General features: G+C 72.4%; 19 protein-coding genes and 1 pseudogene. 13 read left to right on the plus strand and 7 right to left on the minus strand.

Translation table 11 applies throughout. From position 1 onward, the window contains the following. Nucleotides 1–302: 302 nt before the first annotated feature. From CED_RS14510 to CED_RS14535, 6 genes are all read left to right on the plus strand, one after another. Nucleotides 303–2,546 (plus strand): VWA domain-containing protein, encoded by a 2,244-nt coding sequence (locus tag CED_RS14510; protein ID WP_084680815.1) that lies wholly within the window; start codon nucleotides 303–305, stop codon nucleotides 2,544–2,546. Then, nucleotides 2,543–3,151, plus strand: a complete 609-nt coding sequence (cobO, locus tag CED_RS14515; RefSeq protein WP_035911461.1) for a cob(I)yrinic acid a,c-diamide adenosyltransferase — start codon at nucleotides 2,543–2,545, stop codon at nucleotides 3,149–3,151. Before CED_RS14510 ends, cobO begins: the two co-directional genes overlap by 4 nt. Beyond that, nucleotides 3,145–4,818 (plus strand): cobyrinate a,c-diamide synthase, encoded by a 1,674-nt coding sequence (locus tag CED_RS14520; RefSeq protein WP_035911462.1) that lies wholly within the window; start codon nucleotides 3,145–3,147, stop codon nucleotides 4,816–4,818. Before cobO ends, CED_RS14520 begins: the two co-directional genes overlap by 7 nt. Further along, entirely contained in the window at nucleotides 4,815–5,291 is a 477-nt protein-coding gene (locus CED_RS14525; RefSeq protein ID WP_011436710.1) for a cobalamin biosynthesis protein, read from the plus strand. The genes CED_RS14520 and CED_RS14525 overlap by 4 nt, the downstream gene beginning before the upstream one ends. 331 nt (nucleotides 5,292–5,622) lie before the next feature. Next, nucleotides 5,623–7,320 (plus strand): carotenoid oxygenase family protein, encoded by a 1,698-nt coding sequence (locus tag CED_RS14530; RefSeq protein WP_011436709.1) that lies wholly within the window; start codon nucleotides 5,623–5,625, stop codon nucleotides 7,318–7,320. Between the two features lie 58 nt (nucleotides 7,321–7,378). After that, nucleotides 7,379–8,602, plus strand: coding sequence for an NAD(P)/FAD-dependent oxidoreductase (locus CED_RS14535; RefSeq protein ID WP_023841339.1), 1,224 nt, complete (start codon nucleotides 7,379–7,381; stop codon nucleotides 8,600–8,602). Nucleotides 8,603–9,352: 750 nt separating this feature from the next. On the opposite strand, the gene CED_RS14545 is transcribed toward CED_RS14535, so the two are convergent. Beyond that, nucleotides 9,353–9,625, minus strand: a complete 273-nt coding sequence (locus tag CED_RS14545) for a helix-turn-helix domain-containing protein (protein WP_035911500.1) — start codon at nucleotides 9,623–9,625, stop codon at nucleotides 9,353–9,355. A 214-nt stretch (nucleotides 9,626–9,839) separates the two neighbouring features. Between CED_RS14545 and CED_RS14550 the strand changes: the two genes are divergently transcribed. The 3 genes and pseudogenes from CED_RS14550 to CED_RS14560 all read left to right on the plus strand — a co-directional run bounded on the left by CED_RS14550 (nucleotide 9,840) and on the right by CED_RS14560 (nucleotide 12,159). Next, nucleotides 9,840–10,328 carry a MarR family winged helix-turn-helix transcriptional regulator gene (locus tag CED_RS14550; RefSeq protein WP_035911502.1) on the plus strand — a complete coding sequence of 163 codons (489 nt, stop codon included), beginning with the start codon at nucleotides 9,840–9,842 and terminating at the stop codon, nucleotides 10,326–10,328. 30 nt (nucleotides 10,329–10,358) lie between these two features. Then, a pseudogene (locus CED_RS25365) lies at nucleotides 10,359–10,552 on the plus strand (prolipoprotein diacylglyceryl transferase); the annotation flags it as partial. A gap of 149 nt (nucleotides 10,553–10,701) precedes the next feature. Next, a complete protein-coding gene (locus tag CED_RS14560) occupies nucleotides 10,702–12,159 on the plus strand; it encodes an MFS transporter (RefSeq protein WP_035911466.1) in 1,458 nt (485 codons plus the stop codon). Nucleotides 12,160–12,241: 82 nt separating this feature from the next. Here the strand turns inward: CED_RS14560 and CED_RS14565 are convergent, their stop codons facing one another. Then, nucleotides 12,242–13,759 (minus strand): helix-turn-helix domain-containing protein, encoded by a 1,518-nt coding sequence (locus tag CED_RS14565; RefSeq protein WP_023841336.1) that lies wholly within the window; start codon nucleotides 13,757–13,759, stop codon nucleotides 12,242–12,244. 196 nt (nucleotides 13,760–13,955) lie between these two features. Here CED_RS14565 and CED_RS14570 point away from each other — a divergent pair, with 196 nt between their 5' ends. Together CED_RS14570 and CED_RS14575 are read left to right on the plus strand one after the other, a co-directional pair. Then, nucleotides 13,956–14,942 carry an amidohydrolase family protein gene (locus CED_RS14570; RefSeq protein ID WP_023841335.1) on the plus strand — a complete coding sequence of 329 codons (987 nt, stop codon included), beginning with the start codon at nucleotides 13,956–13,958 and terminating at the stop codon, nucleotides 14,940–14,942. Nucleotides 14,943–15,831: 889 nt separating this feature from the next. After that, nucleotides 15,832–16,782: a hypothetical protein gene (locus tag CED_RS14575; RefSeq protein WP_035911506.1), complete on the plus strand. Its 951-nt coding sequence runs from the start codon at nucleotides 15,832–15,834 to the stop codon at nucleotides 16,780–16,782. A 20-nt stretch (nucleotides 16,783–16,802) separates the two neighbouring features. On the opposite strand, the gene CED_RS14580 is transcribed toward CED_RS14575, so the two are convergent. Continuing rightward, nucleotides 16,803–17,015 (minus strand): hypothetical protein, encoded by a 213-nt coding sequence (locus tag CED_RS14580; protein ID WP_235187087.1) that lies wholly within the window; start codon nucleotides 17,013–17,015, stop codon nucleotides 16,803–16,805. Between the two features lie 323 nt (nucleotides 17,016–17,338). On the opposite strand from CED_RS14580, the gene CED_RS14585 reads away from it, so the two are divergent. Further along, nucleotides 17,339–17,785 (plus strand): TM2 domain-containing protein, encoded by a 447-nt coding sequence (locus CED_RS14585; protein WP_084680816.1) that lies wholly within the window; start codon nucleotides 17,339–17,341, stop codon nucleotides 17,783–17,785. Here the strand turns inward: CED_RS14585 and CED_RS14590 are convergent. Beyond that, nucleotides 17,770–18,348: a TetR/AcrR family transcriptional regulator gene (locus CED_RS14590; protein ID WP_023841334.1), complete on the minus strand. Its 579-nt coding sequence runs from the start codon at nucleotides 18,346–18,348 to the stop codon at nucleotides 17,770–17,772. The two genes, CED_RS14585 and CED_RS14590, sit on opposite strands and share 16 nt — an antisense overlap. 103 nt (nucleotides 18,349–18,451) lie before the next feature. On the opposite strand from CED_RS14590, the gene CED_RS14595 reads away from it, so the two are divergent. Beyond that, nucleotides 18,452–19,801, plus strand: a complete 1,350-nt coding sequence (locus tag CED_RS14595) for an MFS transporter (protein ID WP_084680809.1) — start codon at nucleotides 18,452–18,454, stop codon at nucleotides 19,799–19,801. 256 nt (nucleotides 19,802–20,057) lie between these two features. Here CED_RS14595 and CED_RS14600 read toward each other — a convergent pair whose 3' ends face one another. The 3 genes from CED_RS14600 to CED_RS14610 all read right to left on the minus strand — a co-directional run bounded on the left by CED_RS14600 (nucleotide 20,058) and on the right by CED_RS14610 (nucleotide 22,077). Next, the gene (locus tag CED_RS14600) at nucleotides 20,058–20,282 is read right to left on the minus strand and encodes a helix-turn-helix transcriptional regulator (RefSeq protein WP_035911469.1); all 225 of its coding nucleotides are present in this window, start codon (nucleotides 20,280–20,282) and stop codon (nucleotides 20,058–20,060) included. Then, complete coding sequence (locus tag CED_RS14605; RefSeq protein WP_232235128.1) at nucleotides 20,279–20,698, minus strand: hypothetical protein; 420 nt, start codon at nucleotides 20,696–20,698, stop codon at nucleotides 20,279–20,281. Before CED_RS14605 ends, CED_RS14600 begins: the two co-directional genes overlap by 4 nt. Before the next feature lie 188 nt (nucleotides 20,699–20,886). After that, the gene (locus tag CED_RS14610) at nucleotides 20,887–22,077 is read right to left on the minus strand and encodes a lysophospholipid acyltransferase family protein (RefSeq protein ID WP_023841333.1); all 1,191 of its coding nucleotides are present in this window, start codon (nucleotides 22,075–22,077) and stop codon (nucleotides 20,887–20,889) included. Nucleotides 22,078–22,110 lie beyond the last annotated feature (33 nt).

Below are 22,110 nucleotides of genomic sequence, written 5' to 3' on the forward strand. Positions count from 1 at the left end.
CGGCCGCAGCGGCGGCTGGAAGGCCGAAGGTGCGCGTCGATCCGGGAGCCAGGATACTCCGGCCGTCGCCGTGATGACCATGGGCGAGGACCCTGGGAGGACCCCGGCATGCCCGTACCACTGCCACATCGGCCATCCCGGCCGCACGCGCCGCATCGGCATCCGTGGTATCCGTCGTGTCGATCCTGTCGATCCTGTCGATCCTGTCAGCCGCAGCCGGTGCACACGACGCACCGGCGACACCCGCTTGCCTCGACGGCGTCGACACCGTGGTGAGCTTCCCGCTGTCGGCGGTGGTCGGCATGGACGACCTGCGCCTGGCCCTGCTGCTCAACGCGGTCTCCCCCACGCTGGGCGGAATCCTCGTGCGTGGGGAGAAGGGCACCGCCAAGTCCACCGCCGTGCGCGGCTTGGCCGCCCTGCTGCCCCCGGTGACGGTCACGGAGGGCTGCCGGTTCTCCTGCGCGCCCGACGCGCCGTTACCGGACTGCCCCGACGGCCCGCATCCCGCGCCGTCGCCGTCACTGACCCGTCCGGCCCGGCTGGTGGAACTACCCGTGGGCGCCTCCGAAGACCGGCTAACCGGTTCCCTCGACCTGGACCGGGCGTTGGCCGACGGGGTCAGCGTTCTGCGCCCGGGTCTGCTCGCCGCCGCCCACCGCGGGCTGCTCTACGTCGACGAGGTCAACCTGCTGGGGGACCATCTCGTTGACCTGCTTCTCGACGCCGCCGCCTTCGGGGTCGCCCACGTCGAACGCGACGGGGTGTCGGTGCGCCATCCGGCGGTGTTCCTGCTGGTCGGGACGATGAACCCGGAGGAGGGCGAGCTGCGTCCGCAGCTGCTCGACCGGTTCGGGCTGACCGTGCACGTCGCGGCCAGCCGTGACCCGGCGGTGCGCGCGGAGGTCGTCCGCCGACGGCTGGCGTTCGAAGCCGACCCGGCCGGGTTCGCCGCGACCTGGGCGGACGCGGAGGCGGAACTCGCGGCCCGGGTCGTCGCCGCCCGCGGCCGGCTCGGCACGGTCCGGCTCACCGACGCGGCGCTGCGGGCCGTCACCGCCATCTGCGCCGGCTGCGACGTCGACGGCATGCGCGCCGACGTGGTGCTGGCCAAGACCGCGATGGCACTCGCCGCGTGGGCGGGGCGCGCCACGGTGCTCGCCGCCGACATCCGTACCGGTGCCCGTCTCGCGCTACCGCATCGCCGCCGCCGCGGCCCGTTCGACGCCCCCGGAATGGACGACGAGACCCTCGACGCCGTCCTCGACGAGGCCCTGGCCGCTCTCGACGAGCGCGTCGGGGCCGAACGCGAGGCCGGCGAATGTGAAGCCGGCGAAGAAGCCGGCGAAGAAGCCGGCGGATCCGGTGCCGGGGAATCCGGTGCCGGGGAATCCGGGGTACCGGTGAACGATGCGCGCCCCGATGACGACCCGCCCGACGGCGGCGGTTCGGGGGGCGCGCCCCGTGGTGACGGCGGTTCCCACGGCTGCGACGGTGCGGGGGATGGGAACCGCGGCGCGGGGAACGGCGGGGATGACGGGAACGGCGGGGATGACGGGAAGGGCGGGGACAGCGGGGACGGCGGGGACCGGTGGTCGGCACGACCGTCCCCGTCGGCGTCTTCGACCGCGACGGCGTCTTCGACCCGGCTCGCCGGCGCACCGGCGGCGGCGAGCCGGCCGCGGCTGCTCACCGTCGCCGGCCTCGGAACCTCCTCGGGAGCCACCGGACGTCGATCCCCGGCCCGCGGCAGCCGCGGCGCGCTCGTCACCACCGCCGCGGACGCACCCGGCCTGCATCTGCCGGCGACCCTGCTCGCCGCCGCCCCGTTCCAGGCCGCCCGCGGCCGGTGCGGACCCGGCCTCGTGCTGGTCCCGGCGGACCGCCGTGGCGCCGTGCGCGTCGGCCGGGAGGGCAACCTGGTGCTGTTCGTCGTCGATGCCAGCGGGTCGATGGCCGCCCGTGCGCGGATGACCCTGGTCACCACGGCCGTGCTGGCCCTGCTCGTCGACGCCTACCAGCGCCGCGACCGGATCGGGATGATCACTTTCCGGGGGTCGGGAGCGGAGGTGGTGCTCGCGCCGACCTCGAGCGTGGAGGTGGGCGCGGCCCGGCTGCGCGCGCTGCCCACCGGCGGGCGGNCCCCGCTGGCCGCCGGGCTGGGCCTCGCCGGTGAGGTCCTGCGCGCCGAACGGCGCCGTGATCCGACGCGGCGGGCCCTGCTCGTGGTCGTCACCGACGGCCGGGCGACCGCCGGGGACGACCCGCTGCCGGTGGCCCGCGCGCTGGTGCGCGCCGCCGGTGGCGCGGCCGGACCGGCGACGGGCGGACGGGCCGGTACCGGGGGGCGTGGCGGTGGGGGGCGTGGCGGCGGCCGGGGTGAGTTGAGCAGCGTCGTCGTCGACTGCGAGAACGGTTTCCTGCGCCTGGGCCTGGCCCAGCGGCTCGCGGGCGCCCTCGGCGGCGTCACGATCCCGCTGGACTCCCTGCACCATCTCACTCCCCGCGCGACGCCCCGCGCGACGTCCGGAAAGGTGGCCTGTTGACGCCGCAGGGACAGCCCGAGACCGTCCCCGACGACGGGCTGACCNCCCGCCAGCGCCGCGACCGGCCGCTGCTGATGGTTCACACCGGCGACGGCAAGGGGAAGTCGACGGCCGCGTTCGGTCTGGCGTTGCGCGCCTGGTCACAGGGCTGGCCGGTCGGAGTGTTCCAGTTCGTCAAGTCCGCGAAGTGGCGTATCGGCGAGGAACGCGCGCTGCACGTCCTCGCCGACTCCGGCCAGGGCGGCCCGGTCACCTGGCACAAGATGGGCGCGGGCTGGAGCTGGGTACGCGAACGGGTCGACCCGGACGGCGACCCGGGTGCCGCCGCCCGGGAGGGCTGGGCGCAGATCACCCGGGACCTCACCGCCCAGACCTACCGGCTGTACGTGCTCGACGAACTGACCTACCCGTTGCGCTGGGGATGGCTCGACGTCAACGAGGTCGTCGAGGTCCTGCGTTCCCGCCCCGGCCGCCAGCATGTCGTCGTCACCGGGCGGCGCGCCCCCCGGGAGCTGCTCGACGCCGCCGACCTCGTCACCGAGATGACCAAGGTCCGCCACCCCATGGACACCGGGCAAAAGGGGCAGCGGGGCATCGAGTGGTGAGCGAGCCCCGGGCGGAGATCGACATTCCCCGGCTGGTTCTCGCCGCCCCGGCCAGCGGCGCCGGCAAGACGACGGTGACCACCGGGCTGATGGCCGCGTTCACCGCCCGCGGCCTGCACGTCTCCCCGCACAAGGTNGGCCCGGACTACATCGATCCCAGCTACCACGCGCTGGCCTGCGGCCGGCCGGGCCGCAACCTCGACGCGGTGCTCTGCGGCGCGGCGCGCATCGCCGCGCTGTTCGCCCACGGGGCCCGCGGCGCGGACCTCGCCGTCGTCGAAGGGGTGATGGGCCTGTTCGACGGGGTGGCCCGTCCCGGTCCCGGTGAGCAGGCCGACCATGCCTCCACCGCGCACGTCGCCCGGCTGCTCGACGCCCCCGTCGTGCTCGTCGTCGACGTCTCCGGCGCCGCCCGCTCGATCGCCGCGCTCGTCGCCGGGTTCCGCGGATTCGACCGGCGGATCCGCCTGGCCGGGGTGATCCTCAACCGGGTCGGTTCCCCCCATCACCGCGACCTGCTCACCGAGGCACTCGACGACATCGCCGTGCCCGTGCTCGGCGCGCTGCCGCGGGAACAGGCCGTCCACACCCCCTCGCGGCATCTCGGTCTGGTGCCGGCGGCGGNACGCAGACCCGCCGCCGTCGCCGCCGTCGACCGGCTCGGCGCGCTGGTCGGATCCGCCTGCGACCTCGACGCCCTGCTGCGGGTGGCACGCACCGCGCCGCCGTTGCGCGTCGCACGTTGGGAGCCGGCCACCGTGCTCGCCGCGGCCGGACCGGCAGCGGTCACCACAGCGGACCCGGCGATGCCCGCGATGCCCGACCGGCCCCCGCGGGTCGCGGTCGCCGGGGGAGCCGCGTTCACCTTCGGCTACCCCGAACACATCGAGCTGCTCACCGCCGCGGGCGCCGACGTCGTCCCCGTCGACCCGCTGCGCGACGAGACGCTGCCACCGGGAACCGACGCCCTGATCATCGGCGGTGGTTTNCCCGAGGAGCACGTCGCCGCGCTCGCCGACAACGCCCGGTTACGCGCCGAGGTCGCCGCGTTCGCCGCCCGCGGCGGGCCGGTCGCCGCCGAGTGCGCCGGACTGCTCTACCTGGCCCGCACCCTGGACGGCGCGCCGATGTGCGGGGTTCTCGACGTGGAGGCGGTGATGGGCCCGCGGCTCACCCTCGGCTACCGCAGCGCGATCGCCGCCGCGGACAGCCCCCTGGCGGCGGCCGGGACCACCGTGCACGCCCACGAGTTCCACCGTACGGTCCTACGGCCCCCACCCGGCCGGGCGCCGTGCGACCCACGGTCGCCGTCCCCCGCCCACGGCGCCGCAGGCCCGCCCCCCGGGTCGTCGTGGGTGGCGGCGTGGTGGCTGCCGGTACCCGAAACCGCGCCCCGACCCGCACCGGGACGCGTGGCGGGTGGTGGCCGGCGCGGCGGGCAGCAGGCGGCGTCGCCGTGGATGTCCGAGGGGTTCGTGTACCGCCGGGTGCACGCCTCCTACCTGCATCTGCACTGGGCTGGACGGCCCGGCGCCGCCACCCGCCTGCTCGCCGCCGCCCGCGCGGCCCGCCGGGAGGACGGCCGGGACACCGCCGGCGCCGCACCCCGCGTCCGCGCCCCGAAGCCCGCCGGCCCACCCGGCCGGATCCAGCCCGGCGCGGCGTGACCGGAGCGGAACCGGGGGACGGGAGGCTGGTCGTCGGTGTCGGCGCACGGCCCGGGGTGACGGCGGCGGAGATCCTGGAGCTGGTCGAGGCGGCGCTGCACGACCTCGCGGCGCCGGCGAGCGCGGTGCGCCGGATGGCGACGGTCGAGGCCCGCCGGGACGAACCGGGCGTCGTCGCCGCCGCCCGCCACCACGGCTGGCCGCTGGTGGGCCATCCCGCCGCCCTGCTCGCCACCGTCGACGTGCCCCATCCCGGTGCCGCCGCCCACGCCGCGCTCGGCACCCCGAGCGTCGCCGAGGCCGCCTGTCTGATTCCCTTCGCTGTCCCCCCGTCCCCGGAAACGGCCACCCTGCCCCCGGCAACGGCCATGCCACAGCCGGTCCTGCTCGTACCCAAACGCGCCGGCCGGCGGGCGACGGTCGCGATCGCCCGGCATGGCACGCCGGATCGGGATGGCGGCGCTTCCGCGTGACCGCGGACCAGGTCGGCTGGGTGGCCGAGCGGACCACCTTTGATCAGCATCGGCTCGCGCCGCTGGTGTTGTTGACGTACTACGCGGTCACCCCACTGCCCCTTTTTGCCGCATCTCAGCGTGACCCCTATAGATCTATACACGCGGACAATGGTACGGACGGCCGGTGTTTTTCGGCGTGGTGAGCTGTTGTAATCTGGCTGTGGCCGGTGAACGGGCCGTGTCAGGACAACCGTTCAGAGCAGCTGTTCAGAGCAGCTGTTCAGAACGACATAGCGTTGAACCCAAAACATGGTGGGTCATCGTCGCGGGGGCACCGACAAGGAGTCGCATGGATCACGCGCTCTACCATGTCCTCGAACCAAGTCGCGAGTATGACGTCGAGCTGACCACAACTGCCGGGCAGTGGCCGGCCGGCCTGCGCGGACACGCCTTCGTCGTCGGTCCGTCCCAGCCGACCGCGCTCGATTTCTTCCTGACCGGGCCGGGCATGCTCACCCGGGTCGACCTGGCCACCCAGCGCTGGCAGACGCGCCGGGTCGTCACTCCGGACCTGGCCATTCTCGGCGCGCTGCGCTCGGTGCTGCCGCCGGCGGAGCTGGCCGGGTTGCTGGTGGGCGCGCGACCGGCGGTGAGCCACACCGCGCCGCATTTCTTCGGCGACCGGCTGCTGTTGACCTCCGATCGGCAGCGGCCGGTGGAGTTCGATCCGGTCACCTTTGATTTCAAGAGTTTTCTCGGTGGCGTGGACGAATACCCGCAGGTCGGCGCGCACCCGCTGTTCCCGGGTGTGCAGACGACGTCCCATCCGGTCGTCGACCTGGACGACGGTTGCCTGTGGTGGTGCAACATCCACCTACGCCCCCGGGGAAATTCGACGGCCGATGTCGAGGGGCCGCTGTGGGTGGTGCGCTGGGACGGCAGCGGCGCGTTGGAAAGCTGGCATGTACCGGGCGCCCGCATCGTGCAGGGCACCCACGAGGTGACGGTGACCAGGGACTACGTCATCTTCACCGAAATCGGTTTCCGGCCCGAGCCGGGCAGCGTCGCCGGCCGGAACCGGACCAGGCCGCACCAGCCGTTCACCGATATCTATCTGGTGGCGAAGAGGGATCTGACCACCAGGCGGGTGGGGGGCGCTGTCCCCGTGGCGCACGCCCGGGTGCCCTACGAGTCGTTCCACGAGTTCGCCGACTACGCCCAGGACGGCGACGACATCACCCTGTACGTCGCCCACTCGAACGGCTGGGACATCAACTACGCGATCACCGACACCGACACCGTCTGGGGGTCCGGGAAGCACTTCCCGGCCAGCCTGCGCGGATTTCTCCCGACGCCGGTCGACGCCTCACCGGTGGGTCGGTACGTCATCGCCGGACGCACCGGCGAGGTACGCGCCACCCGGTACTTCCTCGAGCCCCGGCGGCACTGGGGCACCCTGCTCTACGCCAGGGACCTGCGACGCCCGGCCCTGGAACGCGGCCGGTACCTGTGGCAGGCGTATTGGGGAGCACCGCCGGACAGCCTGGTCAGCCGGGTCGTCGAGATGTACCGCGACCACCCGCACCGGGTCGTGCCGGTGGATCAGCTGCCGGCCGGCGGGACTGCCTCGTCGGTGGTGTGCATCGACCTCGAGACGATGACGGAGAAGTGCTCGTGGTCGTTTCCGACCGGCACCATCGGCGAGTCGCCGGTGTACGTGCCGGTCACCGGCGACGGCGACGTCGCGCCCGGCGGAGAGAACGGCGATGGTAGCGGGGACGGATGGCTGCTGGTCTTCCTCAAGCACGCCGACCGCACCGAGATCCAGGTCTTCGACGCGCTCGCGCTCGATGCCGGCCCCGTCGCCGTCGCCACCGCGCCCGGGCTGAAGATTCCGGTTCTGTTCCATTCCGGGTATGCGGCGAGCATCCGGTCCGTCGACACCGGATATCGCCGGTTCTTCGCGGACGACCTCGGTACCGCCTGGAGAAGTCTCGGGCCGACCGTGCGCAGGGTCGTCGCCGACGTCCTGGACCGGCTCGGCTGACCGGTGGACGGGGCTGACCGGCACGGGTGTGCGACGCTCGTTCAGAAGGGTTGACTGGATGTACGACGCAATTGTGGTGGGTGCCCGGTGCGCCGGTTCCCCGCTGGCCATGCTGCTGGCCCGGCGCGGCCACCGGGTGCTGCTGGTCGACCGCGCGACCTTTCCGGCGGACACGCTGTCCACCCACTATCTGCCCCAGGCCGGGGCACACCAGCTGGCCGGTTGGGGGCTGCTTGACCGACTTGTCCGAACCGGGTGTCCGCCGATCACCGAGATGACGCTGTCCTGGGAGGACAGCGTCATCACCGGCGGCGTCGATCCGGTGGACGGCATCAGCGCGGCCTACGCACCCCGGCGCACCGTGCTGGACGCGATGCTGCTGGACGCCGCGCTCGACGCCGGCGTCGAGGTCCGCCTGGGCTACCCGGTGACCGACGTACTGGTAGCCGACGGCCGCGCGGTGGGTATCCGCGGTGGCACCCGGCGCTCCGGCGGCGCCGCGGCCGAGGATCGGGCCGCCATTGTCATCGGCGCGGACGGCCCCCGCTCCACGATCGCGGCGACGATGAACGCCGCCTTCTACAACGTCGTACCGGCCGCCAGCTTCATCTACTACTCGTACTGGAGCGGCCTCGACCGGCAGCACAGCGCCCGCTTCCGCAACGGGGCCCAGATCGGCTGCTGGCCGACTAACGACGGCCTGACCGTGGTTGCGGTTATGCGGCGGCGGGAGCGCCTGGCCGAGTTCCGGGCCGACGTGCCGGGAAACTTCCTCGGTGTCGTGCGTGCCGTCTTCCCCGAGTTGGCCGACGAGCTGGCCACCCGCGGCCGGCGCGAGGAACGCTTCCACGGCTCCCTCTACCCCGACAACTACTACCGCGCAGGCCACGGGCCGGGCTGGGCGCTGGTCGGCGACGCCGGTTACCACCGCGATCCCGTGACCGCCCAGGGCATGCTCGACGCCTTCACCCAGGCGGACCTGCTGGCGGCCGCGGTGGACCGCGGCCTGTCCGGGCAGCAGCCGATGAACGCCGCCCTGGCGGATTTCCAGCGGCATCGCGACGAGGCGACCGCCGCGTCCTACCGGCTTGCCTGCACGGTAGGCGAACTGGCGTTCCCCCCCGAACTGGCCGCGCTGCTGGTGGCCGCGGCGAACAGTCCAGAAACCCGGAAAAAGTTTCTCGGTATGGTTGCCGGCTTCGTTCCGCTGGCGGAGTTCTTCGCCCCGGCGCACCTGACCGAACCGAAATGCTCTCCAACGAATCCTGACCCTGAACCCTGAACCAACCCCCGCCCCCAGCCGGCAGGAATCGAGATCATCCAGTGCTCGACACCACGCTCGAAGTCAGCCTGCACATTCCACTGTCCGCAGCGGAGATTTACGCCTTCATGGCAACTCCCGACAACTGGGTCGGCACCTTCGCTGCGACGAAGGCGGTCCGCGGGGAGAACACCGACCGCCCGGTGCCGGTGGGGGCACGATTCGTCGACGTCATCGAGGTCGCCCCGGACACAACCGTCGAGGTCGAGTGGACGGTCACCCGCGACGAGCCCGGAGCCATCTGGCAGATGNCCNCCGNCCCCGCCATAAGCGCCGACCCGGCCGACGGCACTGTCCACATCGTCATCACCTACACCTTCGCCGGCGGCACAGAAACGGAGCTCGCCGCCGACACCGTAGCCGCCGCGGCCGGCTCTGCCGGTGCCGGTGCCGGGACGCTGGTCACCCGTGCCCTACGCGCCACCTACCTCGGCAACTCGCCCATTCCCCTGGCCTACCGCGACAGCTGGACAGACCAGGCCGGCCCAGCCCACTTCCTGCAGACAGTCCGGGAAACTCTGCTCAATACCAGGTCCACCGGCCGGCGGCCTTGACGTCTCATCAGCTTTGACCTACCAGCGCCGGGGATCGCGTGTTCTCCGGGTGATACGCCCCGCGCCCACGGTCGTGCCGTGCGGCTCCCCGCCACCGGTAATCTTCAGCGACTCAGCCGAACGGAGGACAAACACGAATCTTTCTTCCCGAGGTTTCTCAGCCCCATGCGACGCCAGACGGGATCGCCGCATCGGCGCAGGCGTCGGCGATCAGGTCCAGGGACAGGCCGAGGACCCGCGCCAGCGCGGCGACGGTGAAGAACGCCGGGGTCGCGATCCGGCCCGTCTCGATCTTGCGCAGCGTCTCCGCCGACAGCCCGGCCGCCGCGGCGACCTCGACCATGCTGCGGTCCCCCCGGGCGGNGCGCAGCAGGGCGCCCAACCGCTCCCCGCGTTCGCGTTCCAGCCGGGTCAACGGCGTCCGCACCATGGCCATGATGGTAGTACCGGCATGCCCCTACCCGACTCCGCACCACAACCGTGATACTAATAACGGTATAAGAATTGGTCACGGGTGCGGGTCCGAGCCCGCCGGCCGAGCAGGGGCGGGTGAGGCCTGCGGTGGNGTCTGGGCCTCGTCGTGGAGAACCTGCTGATCCGACCGGTGAAACCGGCCCTTTTCCAGCTATCCTGTCGGGGTGGTGGTGCAGCTACGGCTGGAGCGGGACGCGCGGGCGTTGACCGAGGTCGTCACTCGACTTCGGNGGGNGCTGCGGNCGAGTATCCGCAGCGACTACCCGTGGGAGGCCCTGCCGATGGCCCAGGNGGNGTTGTTGCAATGCCTGCAGGAACGCGATGGCGCGCGGGTGGGCGAGCTCGCCGGCCTGCTCCACCTGGCCCCGAATACGGTGAGCACCCTGGTGCAACAGATGTCGGACGCGGATCTTCTGCGGCGGGTCACCNACCCNGCCGACCNGCGCGCGGCCCNGGNGTCGTTGACCGAGACCGGNACCCGCCATCTGCAGGGGTGGCGCGAGGCCCACGAACGCAGGCTCGGCGACGCACTGGGCCGGCTCGCCGCCGCCGACCAGGCCGTTATTGTCGAAGCCTTGCCGGCCCTGTCACGCCTGGTCGAACAGCTCGATGACCGCCGCCCGGCCGACCCGTCCTCCGTCGCCACCGGCGGACCCTGACCGCAGGTTCCTCGGGAGGCGTGCCGAACCGGTTGCCGCCGCTGCGGGATCACGCCCGCCGGCTTCGCGGACGCCGCCGCGCCCGGGCTGGTGCTGGCGCAGGCGATCGGACGGTGGGTAACTACTTTCAGGACCTCGGCGTGCTGCTGCTCGCCGCCGACCGGCGCTGGGCCTTTCGCCGGGGAAGGCTGTTCGCCCTGTACGTCGCGGCCTACACCGCCGGCTGCCAACGCCGCGTGCCCACCTCCAGCGGCCGGCCTGGCATCCGCCCCCGCACCGGCCTACTCTGTCTGAAACAGAGTTTATCTGTCACAGACAGAGCTGGGGAGCCGCGCCCTGCCGTGAGCGGCTTCCGCTGGAGGAGCAGGTAGCCATGGACCCGGGCGTGCGTACCTCCGCATCCCGCAACACCCTGATGTCGCTGCTGGCCCACGAGCGGGCCCGCCCTCGCGCGGTCCGCGACCTGCCGGGCGGCTGGTGGCTGGCGGTCGCCACCGTGTGCTTCGGCGCGTTCATGGGCCAACTCGACGCCAGCATCGTCACCCTGGCCTACGGGCCGCTGTGCGCACAGTTCCACGCCCCGCTCGCTGCAGTCACCTGGGTCTCCCTGGCCTACCTGCTCACCCTGGTCGCCCTGCTGGTGCCCGTCGGCCGGCTCGCCGACGCCCACGGCCGCAAACAGTTCTACCTCTACGGACTCCTCGTCTTCACCGCCACCTCGGCCGCCTGTGGCCTGGCTCCCAGCCTCGCCGCTTTGATCGGTTCCCGCGTCGCGCAGGCCGTCGGCGCCGCGATGCTGCAGGCCAACAGCGTCGCCCTTGTCGCCACCAGCGCACCCCGCCCGAGGATGCGCGCCGCCCTGGGCGTCCAGGCCGCCGCCCAGGCCCTCGGCCTCGCTCTCGGCCCCACCCTCGGCGGAGCCCTGGTCACCACCCTCGGCTGGCGCTGGGTGTTCGCCATCAACGTCCCCGTCGGGACAATCGCTCTCATCGCCGGCTACTACCTGCTNCCCCGCNCCCGCCAGCGCACCGACCCTGCCCCCTTCGACTGGCCGGGCCTGGCCCTCCTCGCCACCGCCACCACCACCCTGCTGCTGGCCATCTCGGCCGTCTCCGGCCTGAACCTGCCCTCCGCGGCCACCGCCATCCTCGCCATCCTCGCCCCGCTCGCCGGCTACGGCCTCGTCCAACGGGAACGCCGCGCGCCGGCACCCCTGATCGACCTGCGCCTCCTTCGCATCCCTGCCCTCGCGGGGGGACTCGTCGGCGCGCTGTGCGGCTACCTCGTCCTGTTCGGCCCGCTCGTCCTGGTCCCCGTCGTCCTCACCGACCGCGGCACCTCCCCCCTGCACGCCGGGCTGGTCCTCACCGCCCTGCCCGGAGGCTTCGCGCTCGCCGCCAGCGGCGCCGGGGCGGTCCTACCCGACCGGTGGAGCGACCGCCGCCGCTACGCGCTCGGCGCCGTCACCTGCACGATGGCACTCGCCGCCGCACTCGCCGTGCCACTGTCCGCACCCTGGCTGATCCCCCCGATGGCCATGCTCGGCCTCGGCCTCGGCGTCTACACCCCCACCAACAACACCACGATCATGAGTGCGATCCCGGCCCACGCGTCGGGTACCGGCGGCGGACTGGTCAACATGACCCGCGGCCTGGGCACCGCCCTCGGCGTGGCCATGGTCACCCTCGCCGTCCACCTCGCCGCCGGCGCCACCGGACCCCGCCTGGCAATCGTCGGCCTCACCGCGGCATCCCTCCTCCTGTTCACCCCCCTCCTCACCCCTAGCCGGGGCATGAGGAACATCGGAACGGAAAACAGCGCCAGGTGCTGATCTAGTACTCCCGTGACAGTTCTAGTACTCCCGTGACAGTGATCCTTACGTGGTCGCGGCCCGGTGAGTCCGGGCTGAGCGGCTACCTGACCCGGATGCCGTACTGGGCGATCCGCCGGTAGAGCGTGGACCGGCTCAGGCCGACCCGCTCGGCTGCCTCGGCCATGGTGAGGGACGGGTCGTTCAGAGCCCGCACGATCTCGTCCCGCTCGAACGTCTCCAGTCGCGTCAGCCGGTGGCGGCCGTGCGAGAGCACCTCGGCCGGGAGGTGTCCGACGTCGATCGGGTCGTGGCGGCGAGCCAGTTTCTTGACGACCTGCATCAGCTGCTCGACGTTGCCCGGCCAACGATGGTCGGACAGGGCGCGTTCGGCCGCCGGGGTCAGATCCACCTCGCGGCCCCGTGCCCGCAGGGCCGCCACCCGCGCCAACGGCCCGATGTCCTCGGGCCGTTGGCGCAGCGGTGCGACCGGGACGATCCCGTCAACGATCGCGCGCAGTGCGGCCGGGATATCCTCGAACCGCTCCACCGTGATCACGAAGGGTAGGCAGCCCGCCGGGTCGGCTGCGCCCGATCGCGCCTCGACCCGGGCCCTGAGCACCCGGTCCCGCACCTGTTCGGCCACCCACAGGGGGAGCAGGTCGACGTCGCGCACGATGACCGCCGTGCTCGCCTTCGTCAGCTCCGGGGTCCACAGGGACAGCCACGGCTCGACGTCCGCCGCTGCCGGGTTGCTCGCGGCCAGGATGCGGTAGCGCGGAAAGGCCCGGCGCAGGGCCTGCGCGAGCGCCGTCGTACGGCCACTGCCCGGCTCGCCGACACAGGCCACGACCCGCCCGTCGCGCAGGCCCGCCTCTGCCAGTGACACCGCACGGCGCCAGGAGCCGGAGAGGTCGTGCAGACTGCCGGCCCCGGGCTCCGCGCGCGGGCTTTCCACCCGGAACACCTCGCCGCGTGGGCGCGGGCGGCCACCCGTGACGCCCCCGGACCGCAACCGCATCAGGTCCGTCGTGTGCTGCGCGGCGGACTCAGCCAGCGCGAGCAGCAGGTTGCTCGACGACTCCGACCAGGTCGTCAGGTTGACCGAGCCCTCGAGGCGTCCGGTCCCTGGGTGGAGCACCGGCGCCGCGGCGCAGGTGTAGCAGCACAGCCCGACGGCGTAGTGCTCCTCGGCCCGCACCAGGGACGGGGCGCGGTCCGCCAGCGCGAGCCCGAGTCCCGTCGTACCCACCACCCGCTCGGCGTAGGAGAAGCCCGGCGCGAGGTGGACCCGGTCCAGCGCGCGCAGGAGGCTGGTGTCCCCGCTGAGACGGTTGAGCACCAAGCCGTCCGCGTCGGTCAACATCAGGCTGACGGGCTCCGCGGCCAGCGTCCGGTGGAGGCTGGCCAGCACCTCGCGGCCGCTGTCGTAGAACAGCGAGCTCTGGTCGATCGTGCCGGAGAAGACCGGGTCGACGTCGTCGAGGGAGACGCCGTACTCCTCGCTGCGCTGCCAGGAGGCCATCAGCCGGCAGGAGACGTCCGACCGGGTGTGGTCGCGCCCCGCGCGCGCCTCGGCCGCGAACCCGCGGGCACGTGCCGGGATGACGTCGTCGGGCATGACACTCCCTGAAAGCCCCGCTGTGATCCAGGTCATAAGCGTAGGCGCCAGCCTCGTCCCTGGCACGGCCGCGCGTGTCTCAGTTTGGGACATTCGGTCATCCCACAATGAGACATCGACCCCGGGACCTCTCCCCCCACGTGGGCACTAGCCTCCCGACAGGCCCGCGATGGCCGTGGGCCGGAGGAGGACCAGGATGTACGCCAAGGACGGTGAGAACTACTTCATCGTGGACGCCCACATCGCGTTGTGGGACGGGCGCCCGGAGAACCAGCGCAACGTCCACGGCAAGCAGTTCATCGACTGCTTCTACGCCTACCACACGAGCTTTACCCCGGCGTCGGAGATGTGGGAGTACGACGAGTACCTCTACCAGGGCGGCGAGCGGCTGATGAAGGATGTGTTCGAGACCGGGTACGTCGACCACGCCATCTTCCAACCCGCCTACCTCGGGGAGTTCTACACCAACGGGTTCGGGCAGACCGAAGAGGCGTTCGCGCTCACCCAGGCCCACCCCGACAAGCTGACCTACAACCACAACTGGGATCCGCGCAACGGCGAGGCCGGCCTCGACCAGCTCCGCGCCGACGCCGAGAGGTTCGGTCTCAAGGGGGTCAAGCTCTACACCGCGGAGTGGAAAGGCGGCTCGCGCGGATGGAAGCTGACCGATCCCTGGGCTTATCGGTACCTGGAGGCCTGCCAGGAGTTAGGCATCAAGAACATCCACGTCCACAAGGGACCGACCATCAAGCCGCTGGACCGCGACGCGTTCGACGTCGCCGACATCGACCACGTCGCAAGCGATTTCGAAGACCTGAACTTCATTGTGGAGCACGTGGGGATGCCCCGGCTGGAGGACTTCTGCTGGATCGCGACCCAGGAGACCAACGTATACGGCGGACTCGCGGTGGTCATGCACTTCATGTACTCGAAGCCGCGCTACTTCGCCCAGGTCATGGGCGAACTTCTCTACTGGATCGGCGAGGACAAGATCCAGTTCTCCTCCGACTACGCGATCTGGACGCCCAAGTGGCTCATCGAGAGTTTCGTCGACTGGCAGTTCCCCGAGGACATGGGGTACGCACCCATCACCACGGAGCAGAAGAAGAAGATCCTCGGGCTCAACGCCGCCAAGATGTACGACCTCCCGGTGCCGGCCGAGCTGCGGCTGGCAGGCGCGTGATGACCGTCGCGTCAGCCGTCCTGACCGAGGCCGACGTACGACGGCAGCTGGACCAGGTCGTCGACCCGGAGCTGGGATCCGGATCAGCGCCCGCCGCGGCAGCAGCCGCCCACCCCGGGCCAGCAGCGCGTTGCGCCGGGTGATCTCGGCNGCGTTCGCGCGCAACCGGTCCTCGCCGCGCGCGACGAGCACGAGGTTGACGAGCACGAGGTCGGCGCCCCGGGCGGNGAACTCGCGGGCGAAGACGGCGCCGATGCCCGTCGACGCACCGATGATCAGTGCGGTCTGCCCGCGGAGATCCACTGCCTCTCCCTACCACAGTCTCTCCCTACCACAGTTCTCCCTATCGGCAGGGTGGCCCGGCCACGGGGAGGCGAGGCTTGCCCTGGCAGGTGAGTTGTCCGCCTGTGAGTTATCCGACGGATCGCGGATTGGCGGCGACGGCGGGGCGTCGAGGGAACAGGATCTGGACCGNTGGCTCGACGACCGGGAACACCGCACCCCCCGACCTGCCTGACCTGCGCCGCGACCACCTCACCGGCGGGGGCGGGCACGGCGGGGACGGACCCCGAGCTCGATCATCGGGAACGTCCGAGCTGTCCGGGGCAGACCAGGAGCAGACTCTGATCAATCTGTCAAACCGCTGTACACAACCCCCCTCTTGCGCGGTAGCTTGCGACTGGTCACAGTGTTTGCCGGATCAGCTACGCACTGGGGTGAACCGTGCGGGTTCATCAGCATCATCGGCGTACGGCCGGCCGTGCCGACCGGCGGCGGCCCCAGCCACGGGACGACGCAACGAAGCATGGTCCCCGCCCGGTCGGACATCCGTCGCCGGGCTGTGACCGGTGCGCCACGAGGCGCCGGTGCGGAACGTGAGGGGATGGTCATGAACGGCCTGGAACTGTCGCCCACCCGGGCCTCGGACCGGCTCGGTCTGGCGTCCGCCGGACGGGCCGCGGCGGTACTCTCCCGGGAGATCACCTTCGCCGATCCCGATCCGGTGACGCTCACCGAACTCGACGACCGGCTGCACCGGTACGCCACGACCCTGTTCTCCGCCCCACACACGACGCTGGTGGGCCCGGTCATCGCCGACTGGCGGCGGGTCCAGGCCGCCCNGGGACGGCGGCTGTCCCCNACGGNGCACGCCGAACTGACCCGGGTCGCCGGCTACTTGTCGTTCTCCCTCGGGATGCTGGCCGTCGACACCGGCGACGACACCTCGGCGCGGCGGTTNGCGACCCTCACCGAGCAGTTCGCCGCCCAGCTCGACGACCGGCTGCTCACCGGCACCGCGCACAGCCTGGACGCGGCGATCGCCTTCGTCACCGGACGCTACGCCGCCGCCCGCAACGCCGCGGCCAAGGCGGCCGCCGTCGACCATCCCTACCTGCNCGGCTGGGCGGCGGCGGTGCAGGTCACCGTCGCCGCGGCCACNGGCGACGAGGCAGCCCTCGACGCCGCCCTGAACCGACTGCGCCACCGGCCGACCGTGCTCGGCCTGCGCCATCCCGGCTGGCCCCCCTTCGACGAGGTCCGGGAGGCCTGCGTCGTCGCCGACGCGATGGCCCGCCTCGGGATGCCCGGGGCGCGGTCCGCCGCCTACACCGCGATCGACCTGACCACCCCGGCGACCCTCGACCGCGGCTGGGCGCTGGCGTCGCTCGCCGCCACCACGCTGCGCCGCGATCCCGCGGTGGCCCAAGCCGCCCTCCTCGAGGTGGAGGACATCCTCGACAAGCACCCGTCGCGGGTGCTCACCCTGAGGATGAACGAGATCCTGATGCTCACCTCGGCGCACGCCGAGCGCGCCTCGCGGCGGGCCGGCGCCGCCTGAGCCGAGCCCGGGGGAGCAGGTCACCGGGCCGGGCGGCCGGCCGCGGCGCGCAGCCGCGCACCGCGGCGCACGAGCAGCCGTTCGGCCAGCGCGTCGGCGCGTTCGATGTCCTCGAGGGTGGCCCGCGTGCGCCGCTCGACCTCCAGGATCGCCGCCAGCAGCTCGGCGGACAGCCGGGTGCGGGCGGCGACCCGGGCGACGCTGGGAGGCAGCGCGGGCGCGCTGCCCGGCACGGCGGGCACGGCGGGNCGGGNGGNGGNGGNCGGNCGAGAAGTCAGATGCGCCAGAGCCATACTCCAGTGATATCGCGGCCGGTACGCACCGCAACATCTTGACTTCTCGGCGAATCCGGGATCAGCATCGCCCCACAGGACATCCACAGGGTCGCGGCAGGTTACCCACCGGCTTGTCGACAGGTTTATCCACATAACGATCTTTGTGTGGTGAATGTCACATTCCTGAAGGTTGGGGATGCCGATCGCGGTTCCGGTATTCCGGTCCATTCACGTAACCGGATGATCCTGTTACAGTGTGCACCGACAAGATCGGGGGTCACATGACAGGGTGGGACGATCCGCACCGGCAACCGCAGCAGCCCGGGCCGGCCGGATACTACGAGCCGTACGGATACGAGCCGTACGGACAGCCGCCGCCTCACGGCCAGGCCGGCGGGCCGGGTCCGACGCCGTATCCGATCGGCCCGCCGCAACCCTTCCCGGGTCCCGGCCCGGGCCAGGGCTACCCGCCGGTACCGCCGAAGTCGGTCGCGGTCGCGCTGCTGCTGACCTTCCTGTGGCTGGGCGTGGGCCACATCTACGCCGGCAAGACCACCACGGGTGTCGTGCTTCTGATCGCCGACCTGTTCCTGTGGATGTTCTCCTTCTTCATCATCACACTGATCATCACCGTTCCGGTGTGGTTCATCGTGTGGGTGATCGCCATGGTCAGCTCCGCCTCGGCGGTCCAGGAGTACAACACCCGGCTCGGCTACCCGCGCGGCTGACCACCGCCGCGGGCGAGTAGGGCGTCCACCAACCGGCGGGCGTCGGCGAGATCGACCGGGTCGGCGACGAACAGGATGCGGTACATCATCGGCGCCATGACTCCCTCGACGATCTCACCAACCCCGGGGGTGGGTTCACCGCGACGCGCGGCCCGTTCGACGATGACCCCGATCTGCTCGCGGATGTACAGGTCACAGCGGCACGCCGGCCGGTCGTCGCCGCAGGAAGCGACCAGGTCGCGCAGGAACGCCCGGCCCGCGGGGGAGGACATCTCCTCCAGGTACTGCTCGCAGTAGGCGGCGAGATCGCCGCGCAGCGACCCGGTGTCCACCGGCGGGGTCTCCGGGCGCAGCCGCTCGGCGGCGACGTCGGCGAGCAGCTCGGTCAGATCCCCCCAGCGCCGGTAGACGGTGGAGGCGGTCACCCCCGCCCGGGCGGCGACCAGCGGCACCGTGATCTCGTGCCGACCCCGCTCGGCCTGCAGCGCGCGCGCCGCGGCATGCACGGACTGCTGGACCCGCGCGCTACGCCCCCCGGGGCGCGGACCCTCGGACGGACTCACGCATCCAGCCTAACGCACATCCTTTGCGTTAACGTCGGGCCGAGGGTACCGTCGGGCGCTAACGCAAAATCTTAGCTTTAGCTGTCCGGTGAAGGGAAACCCGATGTCCTCCCAACCCATCGCCACCGGCCTTCCCGCCGACCAGACCGGCCAGACCGGCGCCGCCGGTTACGGGACCCCGTCCTCGGCCACCGCCCCGGTACCGGCGGTGGCCCTGCCGCGGCAGGCCGCGGCCCGCGACGCCCCGTCCGACCCGGGCGCGGCGCCCCNCCNGGGCAGGCTGTCCCCGCGCGCCGGATTCCTCCTGCAGACGTCGATGATCGGCTCGTTCCTCGCCGCGTCCTCGGCCCCCACCCCCCTCTACCCGGTCTACCAGGCCCGCTGGGGGTTCTCCCCGATCACCGTGACCGTCGTGTTCGCCGTGTACGCCCTGGCCGTCCTCGCTGCGCTGCTCACCGTCGGAGCCCTCTCCGACCACATCGGGCGCCGTCCGGTGCTGCTCGCCTCCTCGCTGCTGCTCGCCGCCGCCCTGGCGGTGTTCGCCACCGCCGGCGGGGTGGGGGAACTGACCGTCGGCCGCGTTCTGCAGGGCCTGGCGACCGGCGCCGCCAGTGGCGCCCTCGGCGCCGGCCTGCTCGACCTCGACCGGGCCCGCGGCACCCTGGCCAACGGAGTCGGCCCGTTCACCGGCCTGGCCCTGGGCGCCCTCGGGTCCAGTCTGCTCGTGGCCTACCTGCCCGCTCCCACCCGTCTGGTCTACCTGGTGCTGTGCGCGATCGTGCTCGCCCAGGCGGTCGGGGTCGCGGCGATGCCCGAGACCGCACCGCGCATCCCCGGAGCGCTCGCGTCGCTGCGCCCGACCATCGGCGTNCCCGCCGCCGCCCGCCGCGACCTGCTGATCGCCGCGCCCTGCCTGGTCGCATCCTGGGCCCTGAGCGGGTTCTACCTCTCCCTCGGCCCGAGCCTGGCCCGTCTCGTCGTCGACTCCCGCTGGGTCGTGCTGGGAGGTCTCGCGGTCTTCGCCCTCACCGTGACCGCGGCCCTGACGGTGCTGCTCCTGCGCGACACCGCTGCCCGTACCGTGATGTTCCTCGGTGCCCTGGGCCTGCTCGTCGGCGTCGGTGTCACCCTGCTCGGCGCGGACCTTCCCTCCACCCCGACGTTCTTCGTCGGCACCACGCTGGCCGGTATCGGTCTCGGCGCCGGTTTCCAGGGCGGCCTGCGCGTCCTGATCCCCCTGGTCGCCCCGCACGAACGCGCCGGCCTGCTCTCGACCGTCTACGTGCTGTGCTACCTCGCCTTCGGCGTCCCCGCGGTCGTCGCCGGCTACCTGGTCACCCACCACGGGCTGCTGCCCACCGCCCGCGGGTACGGCCTGGTCGTCATGGCCCTCGCCGCGCTGGCGCTTCTCGGCCTGCTCACCCGCGCCCGGCGCCCGGCGCCCGGCGCCTGACGGTCCGGCGGATCAGCCGCCGGTCTTCGGCCAGCGTCCCGACTACTGGGGATACGCCAGCAGCGTGAAGTGCGGGATGCGGCATGCAGGAGGCATGGGCGCGGCCCGAGGTTGCTGGTCCGGGTGAGCTGTTTGCGGTGGAGGGCAGGACCGCTGTGGTCACCGGTGCTGCCGGTGCGTGCCGGTGATCGGCGATCTGTCGACGGAGCGGGGTGTCGATGTTGGAGTGGCTGGGGCGCGTTGGCCGAGGTCGAGCTCAGGGCCGGTCGGTGGCGGNGGTTGTCCCTGACCGGTCGGGGATGAAGATCTCCTCGATGGCCAGGCTGAAGATGTCGGCGAGGGTGAATGCCAGGAGAAGACTGGGGTCGTACCGTTCGGTCTCGATCGCGTTGATGGTCTGCCGGGACACCCGGCATCGGTCGGCCAGGTAGGCCTGGCTCCACCGGCGTTCCGCCCGCAGCACGCGCAGCCGGTTCTTCATCGGCGTAGACGGGTGCGCAGGTCTGCGATCAGCAGCCACATCGCCACGCCGCCGATGGTGATTATCTGGGTGAGCTGGCGTAGCTGGACGATGCCGGCGGCGTCGAGCAGGGCGGCTAGCTGAAGCCCTACCAGGACTGCCGCGAAGGTAATCGCCATGCTCTCCACTTGGATCTTGCGCTGGTACTCGTCGGCGCGGCGGAAGGCGCGCAGCAGTACCCATGCCACGGCGAGCGTGAACGCGCCGCTGGCCCCCAGCCACCAGGCCTTCTGGGCGGCGGTCTGGTCGGGGCCGCTGCCCAGGGCCAGAGCGATCCCGCCGAGGGTGGCGACGGGGAGACCGTCCAGGAAGATCGCCCTGCGGGCGGCGCGTGTCACGTTGTCCCGCCGCGTCTCATCGGTCATGTCATCGGTCATGGCATGAATGTAAAGTCGACTTTCCATAAAGTCAAGTTTGCTTGTCATAGGCGGCCCTGGGCGTCAACGTAGGAGGAGTGAGAGGAGACCGGCGTGGTGTCCCCGCGCGCCTACCTGGCCCATCTCGCGCAGACCGGCCCCGCGCTCTGGCCATCCTCGACCTCGCCGGGCCAAGCCGCGGCCCGGTTCTAACGCCGCCAGGGGGAACGCGACCCGGGGCGCGGCGCCGGCTCGGTCGCCGCCCAGATCCGCCGCCACCGCGCCGTCGGGGTGTTCGGGGCGCCACGCAGCCGCGCGGAGACCGCCGCCGACCCCGCGGCCCCACCCGTCCCACCCGTCCCACCCGGTCGGGGGACCGCCCGCGGGCTGGTCCGACCGGGGAAGCCCCCACCACCGGCCGCACCGCCGGGGTCCCCGGCGGTGCGGCCCGCCGGCTCGGACCCCGCCGGGGTCGCTGCGACGTCCGGGGCCGAGCGCGCCGCCGGCACCTGCGCCGCATCCCCGACCCGCGCCTCCTCAGCCGTCCCAGCCGTATCGGGCAGACCAGCCGCACCGGGCAGACCCGAGGCGAAGGCCGCCCGCGTCGCCTCCCACCAGGAGGTCGCGTCCTCGGCGCAGAGCCGGTCGACCTCGGCGGCCAGCCGCGCGGTGAACGCCCGCACATCCTCACCCGGCGCGGGGCGCATCGGCCGGCCGAACCGCACCGACACCGGCGGACGGCCCGCCACCGGCCAGGACCGTCCCCGCGGCATCGCCGCGTACGCACCCCGCAGCCCCACCGGAACCACCGGCACCCCCGCGTTGATCGCCAGATAGGCGGCCCCCAACCGGAACCGGCCCCGCGCCCCGTCCCGCGACCGCGTCCCCTCCGGGAAGATCACCAGGTTCCAGCCGTCCCCCAGCAGGTTCATCGGCGTCGCCGACGGCGCCCCACCGTGCCGTTCGATCGGCACCGTCGCGAACGCGAACGCACTCGACGCCCCCCGCCAGGCACTGTCAAAGAAATAGTCCGCCGCCGCCGTCACCACCGTACGCGCCCGCACCCACCCGGGCACCGTGCACAACAGCAGCGGGGCGTCCAGATGACTGCTGTGATTCGACACGATGATCACCGGGGTGTCGCGGACCCCGTCGAACGCCTCCGCACCGTGCACCGCCACCGTCAGCGTCGTCCGCAGCAGCGGGCGCATCACCCCACGCAGAAACACCCCCCGGGCGGCCCGCGCCGCCGGGCGACGCGCCCACGCGGTCGGGAACTCCCGCGGCACCTCGGGGACCCGATGCGCCTCGGCGCTGCCCGGGACCGGCCCGCGGCCCCCCGGCCGCCACCCGGCCAGCACCGCCCGCAGCCCCACACCCCGTCGCGGCCTACCCGCCATCCCGTTCACCTCTGCCCCTGCCGATCCGGTCCA

This window comes from Frankia sp. CeD, assembly GCF_000732115.1.
GTDB classification, from domain to species: Bacteria; Actinomycetota; Actinomycetes; order Frankiales; family Frankiaceae; genus Frankia; species Frankia casuarinae.